The sequence below is a fragment of the Nitrosomonas marina genome, from assembly GCF_900111605.1.
GTDB classification, from domain to species: domain Bacteria; phylum Pseudomonadota; class Gammaproteobacteria; order Burkholderiales; family Nitrosomonadaceae; genus Nitrosomonas; species Nitrosomonas marina_A.
Map to the genome: position 1 here is coordinate 1 of NZ_FOIA01000019.1, position 12,598 is coordinate 12,598.

A 12,598-nucleotide genomic window follows, 5' to 3' on the forward strand; every position below is an offset into this window, starting at 1 on the left:
CCGATGTCAGCATGTGCTGCATCGCCTGATGATCAACTTCGTTGACCTCTCCCATGCGCAGCATATTCGCCCGCTCAGACTGAAACAATCCGCGCAAATAGCCGCAGAACGTCGCTGTCGCATCGCGTGTCGAGGACACGAAAAATGATGAAAATGACGATAAATGCGCGCTAAGCGCTTCTGGAAGCCCCTGAAGGGCAAATTGGAGTGACCGTTTAGTATTTTCACGACATGATCGTGATTAATAGTTATTAAACAAAGTGTTACTATACAATAAATCATTGCCGCAGAGAAGGCCTTCTAATCTGACAAAGTAGAATTAATATGAGCCAATTGAAGTTCGATATGATCATGATTGTAATCAAGTTCATGTAGAATCGTAGATGCTACTCCTCTGAAACCATGACCTGTCATGCGTGAGTGATAGCCAAGCCTATAAAGCGCGAACAGAATAGTATTGTTTGACATTGTTTTACCGTTCCTGCGCTCGCTTGGAAATAGCAAGGCATTATCACCAGAAAGCACTTTTATCTGTTCCAGTACATTAATAGTCTGGTTGGATAAAGGCACTATATGCGGCGTTCTCATTTTCATGCGCTCTTCTGGAATGCGCCATTGACGTTTACTAAAATCAAATTCATCCCATCTAGCACCGATCAACTCACTGGTACGAACAAAAGTTAATGTCATTAACTGCAAAGCTAATTTAGTCAAAGGTTGTCCGTCATAACCATCAATCTTGCGTAATAATTCAGGCACATCTTTTTCATCTAATCGGGCATAATTGCTTTTTTTTGTTGGTTTTAATACATCAGAAGGCTTTATATCAGCTGCCGGATTACGTTCAGCCAATCCGTGCGCTACAGCGTAGCGCATTACTTGACTAATGGTATTTAATGCGCGTTTAGCTATATCAAACGCGCCGCGCGATTCAATTCGCTTTATAACCATTACGAGGGTGGGTGCAGTTAAATCTTTAACAGCTTTATTTCCTATTACCGGAAAAACATCCGACTCCAATCTGCGTAAAACATATTTGGCGTGTCTTTCTGTACGAATATCTTTCCAGTTATTCCACCAAAGGCGGGCTACGGACTCAAAGTTATTTTCTGCTGAGATTACTGCCTGTTGTTTTTGTTCTTGCCTGTGAAAAGATGGATCAGCGCCTTGAGCTAGCATTGCCCTGAGTTCAACATGTTCTTTTCTTGCTTTGGCCAGCGATACAGTGGGATATGTACCTAAGGAGAGCATTTTGGCCTTTCCGTTATGACGATAGCGGAAACGCCACCATTTGGCCCCCGAGGGCTGTATATATAACACAAGCCCTTTCCCATCAGGCAGTGAATAGGCTTTATCTTTGGGTTTTGCTGCTTTGAGGATTGAGTCTGTCAGTTTCATGTGAGTAAATTAGTAAAAAGATATAAACCTTCAAAACCATTTTATAATCGGTTTATATCAATAATGTGAGTAACTATTAGGCCATCATTATAGTTACTCACGTTATTACTCACAAACTTTGATTGTTACTCACGTTTGCAATGATTGCCAATTGTTGGCAATTTTAAAGCAATTTCGTTGTTTTTATTGAATAGTTTTGTCAATACTGGGAAATAATTGGAATATCTGTGGCGGAGAAGGCGGGATTCGAACCCGCGGTACGGTACAAACCGTACACACGCTTTCCAGGCGTGCACCTTCGACCGCTCGGTCACTTCTCCGTAAATAATTCCGCGTCAGTTATTCTGACCGGTTGCTTTAAAAAGGTGGCACAGGATAAACCAGTTCAAGTCTAAGAGCAACTGATACGCCGCAGTGATCTGCAATACCGCTACTCGTATGTGTACCTTATCCCGAATGCTGAACTCGAGTCGGTAGCGCTCAATTGCACCGCCCATTGATCGTCAATATCGATAAAACGCCCCTGTCCGGCGTATATACGCGTCTGTTCAGTCGCTTCACAAGATCGCTCGGTTTTAACAGCTTCGGTTACATTTGCACAGATGATCTGATAGAGTTGTTGTGCGGTATCAATCTCAAATGCAGGTATTGGCTTTTCCTCGACAGACGATTTGACACGTCCACCGCTCAGGCTTCTGTGATAAGTAATCTGGCGATATGCTGCCGTGTTTTCAACTTCGATCCTGAAAATCGTCTTACGTCTATTGTCCAGTTGCTCCTGTTTGGTAAACAGCGAACTGTTGACCTGTGTATAACCTTGCCCATCAAGTATATCCGCAATTTCTTCCATCGGTGTCGAAATAGAGATTCCAGAGATTTCGACAGCATTCAATAGTTCGTCATTTTGGCTGGTTCGGTTTTCGCCTGTTACAGCCGACATACTGGAGAGCATCAACAGCAAACCAACTAGCGGATTGATAGCATGATTGCTATCAGTTTGATTTCGAGAATTCATCTGCCGGGTACCTCTATCATTTGAGTTTAGTCACATTTTCGGGAGTGTTACACCGTTCTGCCGTTGATATTTGCCGCCACGATCTTTGTAGGATGTCTCGCATGCTTCGTCAGATTCGAAAAAAATGACCTGGGCGACACCTTCGTTGGCATAGATTTTTGCCGGCAGCGGCGTTGTATTGGAAAACTCCAACGTCACATACCCCTCCCATTCTGGCTCAAACGGGGTCACGTTCACGATAATACCACAGCGGGCATAGGTGGATTTTCCAAGACAAATGGTAAGCACATTGCGCGGTATGCGGAAATATTCAACTGTTCGCGCCAGCGCGAATGAATTGGGCGGGATGATGCAGATATCGTTTTTTACGTCAACAAACGAGTTGGAATCGAAATTCTTTGGATCGACAATTGTGGTATTTATATTGGTAAAGAGCTTGAATTCATCTGAGCAGCGAATATCGTAGCCGTAGCTTGACGTACCATAGGAGACAATCGAGTGGTTGTCTTTCTGCCGGATCTGTCCGGGTTCGAAAGGCTCGATCATGCCATGCTCCAGCGCCATACGCCGAATCCATTTATCTGATTTTATTGTCATTTCTGTTTAGTGCCGTCGGATAGAATCAGTCATTTTCCATGATGATTTTGGCAAACAATTCCGAGTGGTCCTCAGCGGATTCTGCTATTTTCACAGCAATTTTACGTGCAATCGTGCGATAGGTTTCCGCTATTTTACCCGAAGGGTCCGCAATGACGCTGGGTTTGCCGCTATCTGTATGTTCGCGTATCTGAATGTCCAGCGGCAGTGCACCGAGAAAATCCACTTCATAATCCCTGCACATTTTTTCACCACCACCGGTACCGAATATCGATTCGGCATGTCCGCAATTTGAGCAAATGTGCGTACTCATATTCTCGACAATCCCGAATATCGGTATACCGACTTTCTCAAACATTTTGAGTCCCTTGCGTGCGTCAAGCAAGGCAATGTCCTGCGGAGTAGTAACAATCACTGCACCGGTAACCGGAATTTTCTGCGCCAGTGTCAGCTGTATGTCACCGGTACCAGGTGGCATGTCCACAATCAGATAATCCACATCCTTCCAGTTGGTATCATTCAGCAGCTGCTGCAATGCCTGGGTTACCATCGGACCACGCCATACCATCGGCGTTTCAATATCGATCAGTAATCCTATCGACATCGCCTGCAACCCATGCGCGATGACAGGTTCCATCGATTTGCCATCAAGGGACTCCGGCTGCTGGGTAATACCAAGCATTTGCGGTTGAGATGGGCCGTAAATATCGGCATCGAGTATGCCGACACTGGCGCCTTCTGCTGCCAGTGCCAGCGCTATATTGACCGCAGTGGCTGATTTACCAACGCCACCTTTGCCAGATGCCACTGCGATAATATTCTTGATACCGGGTATCAACTTGACCCCACCCTGCACGCCATGCGGTGCTATTTTGCTGGAAACAGTCACACTGATTTTGTCAATGCCTGGAATTGCCTGCAACGCGGAAATTATCTGCTGCTGCACAGCTGCCTTGACGCTGTTGCCCGGATAGCCCAGCTCAACATCCAGTGTCACATTAGCGCCGTCAATGCGAATATTTTGTATGGAGCCGGTGGCGATATAAGATTTTCCAGTCGTCGAGTCTATGACATTATCAAGCGCGGATTGAATGTGTTGTTCAGATATGGTCACTCAAAAACTCCTCAATACTGCAGCCACTGGTTGATCATGGCGCAGAAATGCAATCAGTTGAAATTGGCATGGTAACAAATATCAGGTCATTGACACAATTTGTTAGAATACCCCTTTGGCAGTCCGTTGAATAACATGGAATGTTATTGATGCCGCGTCAGACACAGATACCAGATGATTATTTATTACCCATAAATACTGTTTTATCTCTGTTTTCGTTTTACGTCGGATGCCACAAAAAATCGGCTTTCAGCTTTCTGCCCAACTATTTAACGAACATTTATCGATAACTCTACAAACGAATGACTACACGAAGAATTCTGGTGACTTCTGCACTGCCCTATGCGAATGGCAGCATCCATCTGGGCCATCTGGTGGAATATATCCAGACGGATATCTGGGTGCGTTTTCAGAAAATGCGCGGCCATGAGATTTATTATGTCTGCGCCGATGACACACACGGCACCCCAATTATGCTGCGTGCCGAAAAAGAGGGTATCACCCCTGAAGCGCTGATTGCCCGCGTACACGACGAGCATTTCGAAGATTTCACCGGCTTTCATATTCATTTTGACAGCTATTACAGCACGCATTCCGACGAAACGCGTCACTACTCCGAGGACATTTACCACAAACTGAAAGCAGCCGGATTGATACAGGTGCGCGGTATTGAGCAATTGTACGATCCGCAGAAACACATGTTTCTGCCAGATCGTTTTGTCAAAGGAGAATGCCCCAAGTGCTCTGCCAGGGACCAGTACGGCGATTCCTGTGAAGTCTGCGGCGCCGCCTACGCCCCGACTGAACTAAAAAACCCGTATTCCGCTGTTTCCGGCGCAATTCCTATCAAAAAATCATCCGAACATTATTTTTTCAGCCTTTCGGATCAGCGATGCGTGGATTTTTTGCGCCGCTGGACGCGCGCAGGGCATCTGCAGCCGGAAGCGGCCAATAAAATGCATGAATGGCTTGGTGATGCCGGTGAAATCAAACTCTCGGATTGGGATATTTCGCGCGACGCACCCTACTTCGGGTTTGAAATCCCGGATGCACCCGGAAAATATTTTTATGTCTGGCTTGATGCGCCGATCGGTTACATGGGCAGCTTTAAGCACTTGTGCACGCGTGAAAATCTTGATTTTGATGCTTACTGGCACAAGGACTCGGATACCGAGCTGTACCATTTTATTGGTAAGGATATCCTGTATTTCCATGCATTGTTCTGGCCCGCAATGCTCGAACACTCCGGTTACCGCACACCAACACGCATTTTTGCACACGGTTTTTTGACAGTTAACGGCGAAAAAATGAGCAAATCGCGTGGAACGTTCATTACAGCAGCCAGCTATCTGAAACAAGGGCTGAATCCGGAATGGCTGCGTTATTACTACGCTGCGAAACTTAACGGTACGATGGAAGATATCGATCTTAATCTGGACGATTTTATTGTACGCGTCAATTCCGACCTGGTTGGCAAGTTCATCAATATTGCCAGTCGCTGCGCCGGCTTTATCACCAAGCGGTTTGACGGCAGATTGGTCGATGCAGACAACTATATCAGCATGCAGCAACTGATCGATGCACGATTTACAAGCTGGCGTCCGGACACAATCGAAAAAGCGTATGAGGAGCGCGATTATTCGCAAGCCGTTCGGCAGATGATGAAATTTGCTGACGAAGCCAATGAATTTATTCACGAGATGGCGCCCTGGGAAATTGCCAAAGATGCAAGCAGGAATGCCGAATTGCAACGTATTTGCAGCCTGGGCATTCAACTTTTTTACCTGCTGTCACGTTATCTGAAGCCGATCCTGCCGGAAACCATTCGCCAGGTTGAAACATTCCTCAACTGCCAGCCACTCACATGGCCGCGACTGGCTGACAGCGAGCCGGTTTCACAGTTGCTGCTTCCGCCTGGACACACCATTAACGCATACCAGCATTTGATGATACGTATTGACAGCAAACAGGTTGATGCATTGGTGGCAGCGAATCGGGAAAGCCTGACGGCAGATCCGGCAGGTTCAACCAAAACCGCTGCTGCAACAAAGCAGGCAACGGTTGCACCGATTGCAGACACGGTTTCAATCGACGATTTCAGTAAAATCGACTTGCGCGTGGCTAAGATTATGAATGCGGAACATGTCGAAGGCGCAGACAAGCTATTGAAATTGACGCTCGATATTGGCGGCGAACAGCGCACGGTATTTGCCGGAATCAAATCGGCATACAGTCCAGACCAGTTAAAAGGCAGAATGACCGTGATGGTCGCGAATCTTGCTCCACGCAAGATGAAGTTCGGCATGTCCGAAGGCATGGTGCTTGCTGCCGGCAGTGGCGGTAGCGAGCTGTTTATTCTGGGCCCCGATTCGGGCGCGCAACCAGGCATGCGCATCAAATAAACCGGCCAACAAAAGCTATCCTTCGTATGGAGACGATTGCGGCACAAATCAAGCAACTCGAGTTGAAACTGCTGCATACAGACATGCAGGCCAATCCGACGGTCATTGATGAACTGCTCGACAGCACATTTGAAGAAATTGACAATAACGGGCAGATCAATACTAGACAACAGGTGGTATCATGGCTGCTGAGCAAGGACAACGCGCAGCAATGGTCGCTGCAGGATTTTCGTATTAAACGATTATCAAATAATACGGTCATAGCAATTTACCGCGCGGTAAAACACGAACAGGCAATAAAAACATTGAATCCAGTAAATCCTGGATCTATTCGAAGCTCGATCTGGCAACGATACGGCAATCAATGGAAAATGGTTTTTCATCAGGCAACACGCAGTATTTAGGAGAACAAATTGGAAGCAGCAACACCAACGGCGGAACAGCAATTAAACGAAATCAAAACCAATCTTGCAGTCATTCGACAAAAAATAGCCGACGCATGCGTCAAAGCCGGTCGTGAGCCATCGTCCGTGCGCCTGCTGCCTGTTACCAAAACCGTTCCAGCCGAGCGGCTGCGCATCGCATATGCAGCCGGGTGCCATGAAATGGGTGAAAATAAGGTGCAGGAAGCACGTGAAAAATCTGAAGTGCTTAGCGATCTTGATATCAAATGGAGTGTCATCGGCCATCTGCAGACTAATAAAGTCAAATACATTACACGCTTCGCAAATGAGTTCCAGGCACTTGACAGTCTGAAAGTCGCCGCCGAGCTTGACAAGCGCCTGCAGTCTGCAGGCCGCGGCATGGACGTCTATGTTCAGGTCAACAGTTCTGGAGAAGCCAGTAAATTTGGCCTGCCACCGGAAGATGTAGAGGATTTCATCCGGCAGCTTCCAAATTATTCATCACTGCAGATCAAGGGACTGATGACACTGGCAATCTTTTCGACCGATCATGACCGTGTACGCACCTGTTTCGTCCGTATGCGTGAGTTGCAGGAACGGCTGCGCCAGATTGCGCCAGCAGGTTTGTCGTTCGATGAACTTTCGATGGGCATGTCCGGTGATTTCGAACTGGCGATAGAAGAAGGTGCTACCGTCGTGCGTGTAGGTCAGGCAATATTTGGTAAGCGGCCCCTGCCGGATAGCCACTACTGGCCCGGTTTTGGATAAACCACTATTGCGTTAGTTTTACCAACGCTGAGAAAAAGGCTGTGGCTGGCATTTGCAGCCTGAAGTTTTGCTTGCGCCAGTAGTTCTATTTCCAGCGCGTTGCGTTCAGGTTGAATTTTGTTTTCACGGCGTGCAGTAATAAATCCGAGACGGATTACAGTATAATCGCCGCTGCTACCTGGCGATCTTCTTCGACGAGAATATTGTATGTACGGCAGGCAGCCTGCGTATCCATGACTTCAAATCCGATACCAGTCTGAATGATTCTGGCCATCAAGGCATAATCGGGAAATTTGAGCTCCGTACCGGTACCCAGCAGAATAATCTCCGGTTTGCGTGGCAAGACACTGTCGAAATGTTCTAAACTAAGTCCACCAACAGAATCCACAGGCCAATGGTCGATAATCTCATCGGGAAAAACGATCAGATTCTGCTCGTGGCGAACTCGATTGATCATGACATAGCCATCACCATAACCGGAAAACACATTCTGCTGATCAAAATTGGCGAGATGTAATTTCAAAAGAAGCTCCTGTGGTTTGATGAATTGGAATTGCTGAGAAAAAACGGTATCACTTCAAATTATGAATGGCTTTAATTATAACGCGGACAATTCATCCAGGTAAAACCAATATAAGTGCTTTGGTTTAAGCCTTGAACGCACCACTCTTGCATATCTGACATGAAATAGCTGGATGTGTTTCATGTTCGTGCTACGTTATTAAAATTCTTTTGCTTCCTTGTCATGTTTTAACGAGCGGCATCCGGTACTGTCCGGTCCGGTCGGTCAGCAACCTCGCAATACGGTCAATAATAGTTTCACTGAGAAAAAAACAATGGTTTCCCCAATTTAATTCCAGTATCGACTTGCATACGATACAAGCTCGCCAATTTACATGGAGTAGATAGTATGAAAACTGGTAAATTAGTTGTGTTAATGTCTTTTTTTGCGATTCTGATTTTAGATATTTCAGTGAATTCTTTTGCATCTGCTCACAATGATGAGGATTGCCTCGGTCACGATATTCTGGCCCGTCAGTATGAAAATATGGCCAGGGACATGCAGGACCGAATACAGGAACAAATGGAGATACTGGAGGTGCTAAACCGCAAGCCGCATTTCAGTTTCTTTGAAGCAAACGGACGCAATCTGAAGAACTATGTTGCAAATAAAATTCGTGGCTGCGAATCAGCAGCAACGGCTTATCTGGATAAGGCTGCTTATCACCAGACAATGGCATCACAGGATTTAGTGTCCGACCATACGGCAGAAGCAGAGCAAACCGGTCACCATTAACCCGGGAAACCGCGACACTGTTCGATCTGATCCAGCTCTAGCACTCTTGGTAATGAGGATTTGGGTTGCCCGGATTGCATGAGTTGGATCTGACTGGATAGCCTGTTGATTTATAGACCACCAGCTTCTGGCAACACCCAGAAACTTTTTACATAGCCACTCCAGATCTAATGTAAAAAATAATATTTTCCAATAATCCGGTTGGTTGAAGAGATCCCGTACATACCATACCCGTTATGGTTGTTGACGGGATTTTAACGTTATAGATTGATGGTAACAGACCCGCGCGAACCGGTCATTAAGCCAGGAATGCTGCCTGAAAGTTGCTTAAGATCAAAACGCATATCCGTTTTACGACGGCCCCGAACCAACTGGAAACCAGCCAATTGATTTATTGTTGTTAGAAAGGTAATCACATTGAGTAACAAACCCAAAATCATCATTTCATCGCTGGACGCAGAGCGGCTGTACGCACTGCTTGAAACATATTCCGGCAATACTTTTCCCGGCAGCAACGCCTTGGAAGCCGAGCTATCACGGGCGGATATTGTCGAGCCGAATGCTATTCCACCCACTGTGGTGACCATGAATTCCACTGTCAGGTTCACAGTGGAATCCTCATCAGAAGAATTTTGTATGACACTGGTTTATCCCGGTGATATTGATAGCAGCGGCGATAAAATTTCCGTGCTTGCGCCGGTCGGTAGCGCACTGCTCGGTCTCTCCCAGGGAGACACCATCGATTGGCCCAAACCGGGGGGCGGCATTCTGCGCGTTAACTTGAGTGAAATTACCTACCAGCCTGAGCGCACAGGAATATACCATCGCTGATTTTGGATAAATTCCAGATGCCGGGTAACAGTTATTCCCACATCACGTCACACCCAGCAGCTACCGCGTCAGTCAACAGATTTACCAGTGGCAACCCTCTGTGCGCGGTACTGACTATAGGCTCATTCTCATCGTCGTCTTCATCGGATGGCGGGACATTTTTTTCCTTACTCAACGCTACTTTCAAGCGGCTTAGCGCCTGCGGTACGTCATCAGCCAGAATAGCGCCGGGTACGGTTTCGCTGTGCCCCATCATCTTGATCATTTGAAGCGCGTCATTACCAAACATGGTTATGTTGCCTACATCTGTTTTGAAAGTCACGAGCATTAAATACCTCCATTAATATTGCGATCGCATTTAATACACCAAATAGCAGCTTACAGCTGCAGCAATGCCTACTGCAAAGACTGGTTACGCCAAATCAACACTTTTTGTGAATTTAGCAAATGTTCGTTTCACACTCACAATCCGATCAATCCACTTTTACACTCCATCATTGATCATATCGATAGCGTCAATTCCCCTGGCTTTAATTTAAGAAAAAAATTTTCAAACACACCAGTATCAAAATTTACAGGTAAATTACATTCGTAGCAGGCTGGTAAAACTTTCAATATTGTTAAGTTACCGCATGACTCGATAATCCGCCACCAGCCTGAATTCCTCACCTGGTGCGATTCCGATCACATCTTCTGCAGCATTCGTTGTTTCCACACAGATAAAGCGCTGATAATCGGCGTCTTCGAGATCGGCCATTTCTTTGGAGATTTTTTCCCATGGATTCCATACAACAGCGGTCTTGTTGCCTTGTGAGAGAATCTGGATGCAGCGGTCAAGCGCCTTGTCGTCGATGATCTGTGTATTGCTGACACGCCGATAGATGCGATCGACCTCGCTGGCTACAGTGACTTCACCAGTCTGATGTTTTTCTGCACTGTCATCGGTTTTATCAATATAGCTACAATCCTGAAGTCCGAGTATGCTGGTCTGATGGATATCGCCGACTTTGAAATAAGTATGAAAACCCTGAGTGATGGTGAATAAATCGGTACCGGTGTTGCGCGTGCACAGGGCAAGGTTGAGTGAATCACCGATGACGATTTCCTGAGTCAACTCGAACGCATGTGGCCAGATTTCCATGGTATCCGGTGTCTCCGACAGTCCGAGCGTAATCTTGACGGCGCCATTGGCAATGACTTGCGTATTGTTCACATTCCACGCACGGTTACGGACGAAGCCATGACCTGGCCGTCCCTTGCCTTCCGGATCAGGCCCGAACCACGGCCAGCAGATAGGCGTGCCGCCTTTGATCGCCTTGCCGTCCTGATAATAGGCCTTTTCGCTTAGAAACAGCAGGTCCTCTTCACCCGTCGGTTGAAACGATAACACCTGTCCGGCATGGGTTGAAATCAGCGCTCTGGCTTTGGGCGTGTCGACCCTGATCATAGTCAGTCCGCCACTGCCTTCAATAAATTCAACTGATTGTGCTATGCCGTGTGCGGCGTTGAGTTGTGCAATATTCATTATCTGTTTCCTGTTGATTTGTTTTTGGTTTACGGATTCTTTACGGGTATGATTTTACTGGCGGCCAGTTTAGCACGCTCACGGGCTTCGTCGGTGTTGCTGCCGCATGCAAGCGCTACGCCCATGCGGCGGCGTTTGAATGCCTCGGGCTTGCCGAACAGCCTCAGATCGCTCTGAGGTACGTTCAATGCATCCTGAACACCTTTATACGCGATGTTCTTTGCGTCCATACCGCCATATATTACAGCGCTGGCTCCGGGTGTTCGCAGCGTGACATCGGCTGACAGTCCAAGAATCGCACGTGCATGCAGTTCGAATTCACTCTGAACCTGGCTGCACAACGTGACCAGGCCGGTATCATGTGGTCGCGGACTGACTTCGCTGAACCAGGCTTCATCGCCTTTGATAAATAACTCCACTCCAAAAATTCCAAGCCCACCGAGATTATCGGTAATTTTTTTAGCAAATTCGCGCGCTTGTTGTAGCGCAGTTCGCGACATTGCCTGTGGTTGCCAGCTTTCGACATAGTCGCCATGCATCTGCACATGACCAATCGGTTCGCAAAAATATGTCTCTGTCTCACCCGCTGCATTTCTTGCGCGCACCGTTAATTGCGTGATTTCGTAGTCGAATTGAATAACGCCTTCGACAATAACCCGGCCCTGGTCAACTCTTCCACCGCTTGCAGCATAATTCCAGGCCGCCTCTACCTTTGCAGCGGATTCCACTTTGGATTGACCTTTGCCCGAAGACGACATAACGGGCTTGACAATACAGGGATAACCGATGGTTTCGTCAATCGCTGTCTTGAGCTCTTCCAGGCTGTCGGCAAATACATACGGCGATGTGGGCAACAGCAGCGTCTCCGCCGCCAGACGGCGGATACCTTCGCGGTTCATGGTCAGCTGAGCAGCGCGGGCCGTCGGGATGACGGTTGCCAGCCCTTCCTTTTCGATCTCTGCAAGCATGCCGGTTGCAATGGCTTCTATTTCAGGAACGATAATATGCGGCCGTTCCTGTTCAACCAGTGTACGCAACGCATGACCGTCAGCCATATTGATGACATGCGCCCGATGCGCGACCTGATGCCCCGGCGCATTCGCATAACGGTCTACCGCAATGGTTTCAACGCCAAGTCGCTGCAAAGCAATAATCACTTCTTTGCCCAGCTCACCGCTGCCAAGCAACATAACCCGAATTGCATTCGGACTTAGCGGCGTACCCAGTATCCGTGGCTGATTCATTAA

At 47.3% G+C, this 12,598-nt stretch carries 13 protein-coding genes and 1 tRNA gene; 5 read left to right on the forward strand and 9 right to left on the reverse strand.

Annotation, left to right across the window (positions count from 1 at the left end; translation table 11 throughout):
- Positions 1-300: 300 nt before the first annotated feature.
- The 5 genes from BMY62_RS09485 to apbC form a co-directional block, all read right to left on the reverse strand.
- Entirely contained in the window at positions 301-1,398 is a 1,098-nt protein-coding gene (locus BMY62_RS09485; RefSeq protein WP_090658996.1) for a tyrosine-type recombinase/integrase, read from the reverse strand.
- Between the two features lie 228 nt (positions 1,399-1,626).
- Positions 1,627-1,718 (reverse strand) — tRNA-Ser (locus BMY62_RS09490).
- 110 nt (positions 1,719-1,828) lie between these two features.
- Complete coding sequence (locus BMY62_RS09495) at positions 1,829-2,413, reverse strand: hypothetical protein (RefSeq protein ID WP_090658998.1); 585 nt, start codon at positions 2,411-2,413, stop codon at positions 1,829-1,831.
- Positions 2,414-2,443: 30 nt separating this feature from the next.
- Positions 2,444-3,010: a dCTP deaminase gene (gene dcd / locus BMY62_RS09500; protein WP_090633999.1), complete on the reverse strand. Its 567-nt coding sequence runs from the start codon at positions 3,008-3,010 to the stop codon at positions 2,444-2,446.
- A gap of 25 nt (positions 3,011-3,035) precedes the next feature.
- Positions 3,036-4,124 carry an iron-sulfur cluster carrier protein ApbC gene (gene apbC, locus BMY62_RS09505; protein WP_090658999.1) on the reverse strand — a complete coding sequence of 363 codons (1,089 nt, stop codon included), beginning with the start codon at positions 4,122-4,124 and terminating at the stop codon, positions 3,036-3,038.
- A 302-nt stretch (positions 4,125-4,426) separates the two neighbouring features.
- Here apbC and metG point away from each other — a divergent pair, with 302 nt between their 5' ends.
- From metG to BMY62_RS09520, 3 genes are read left to right on the forward strand one after another with little or no spacing between them, the layout of a single operon-like run.
- Positions 4,427-6,526: a methionine--tRNA ligase gene (metG, locus tag BMY62_RS09510; protein WP_090659001.1), complete on the forward strand. Its 2,100-nt coding sequence runs from the start codon at positions 4,427-4,429 to the stop codon at positions 6,524-6,526.
- Positions 6,527-6,552: 26 nt separating this feature from the next.
- Positions 6,553-6,930, forward strand: a complete 378-nt coding sequence (locus BMY62_RS09515) for a nuclear transport factor 2 family protein (RefSeq protein ID WP_090659003.1) — start codon at positions 6,553-6,555, stop codon at positions 6,928-6,930.
- 9 nt (positions 6,931-6,939) lie between these two features.
- Entirely contained in the window at positions 6,940-7,698 is a 759-nt protein-coding gene (locus tag BMY62_RS09520; RefSeq protein ID WP_090659006.1) for a YggS family pyridoxal phosphate-dependent enzyme, read from the forward strand.
- 154 nt (positions 7,699-7,852) lie between these two features.
- Here the strand turns inward: BMY62_RS09520 and BMY62_RS09525 are convergent, their stop codons facing one another.
- Positions 7,853-8,221, reverse strand: coding sequence for an Mth938-like domain-containing protein (locus tag BMY62_RS09525; protein ID WP_090659008.1), 369 nt, complete (start codon positions 8,219-8,221; stop codon positions 7,853-7,855).
- Between the two features lie 387 nt (positions 8,222-8,608).
- Between BMY62_RS09525 and BMY62_RS09530 the strand changes: the two genes are divergently transcribed.
- Together BMY62_RS09530 and rnk are read left to right on the forward strand one after the other, a co-directional pair.
- The gene (locus tag BMY62_RS09530; protein ID WP_090659010.1) at positions 8,609-8,995 is read left to right on the forward strand and encodes a hypothetical protein; all 387 of its coding nucleotides are present in this window, start codon (positions 8,609-8,611) and stop codon (positions 8,993-8,995) included.
- A gap of 417 nt (positions 8,996-9,412) precedes the next feature.
- On the forward strand, positions 9,413-9,826 hold the full coding sequence (gene rnk, locus BMY62_RS09535; protein ID WP_090659012.1) for a nucleoside diphosphate kinase regulator: 414 nt from the start codon (positions 9,413-9,415) through the stop codon (positions 9,824-9,826).
- Positions 9,827-9,857: 31 nt separating this feature from the next.
- Here the strand turns inward: rnk and BMY62_RS09540 are convergent, their stop codons facing one another.
- The 3 genes from BMY62_RS09540 to purT form a co-directional block, all read right to left on the reverse strand.
- Complete coding sequence (locus BMY62_RS09540) at positions 9,858-10,154, reverse strand: DUF1840 domain-containing protein (protein ID WP_090659014.1); 297 nt, start codon at positions 10,152-10,154, stop codon at positions 9,858-9,860.
- A 297-nt stretch (positions 10,155-10,451) separates the two neighbouring features.
- The gene (locus BMY62_RS09545) at positions 10,452-11,351 is read right to left on the reverse strand and encodes a D-hexose-6-phosphate mutarotase (protein WP_090659016.1); all 900 of its coding nucleotides are present in this window, start codon (positions 11,349-11,351) and stop codon (positions 10,452-10,454) included.
- Positions 11,352-11,380: 29 nt separating this feature from the next.
- Positions 11,381-12,595 carry a formate-dependent phosphoribosylglycinamide formyltransferase gene (purT, locus tag BMY62_RS09550; protein ID WP_090659019.1) on the reverse strand — a complete coding sequence of 405 codons (1,215 nt, stop codon included), beginning with the start codon at positions 12,593-12,595 and terminating at the stop codon, positions 11,381-11,383.
- Positions 12,596-12,598: the final 3 nt, after the last annotated feature.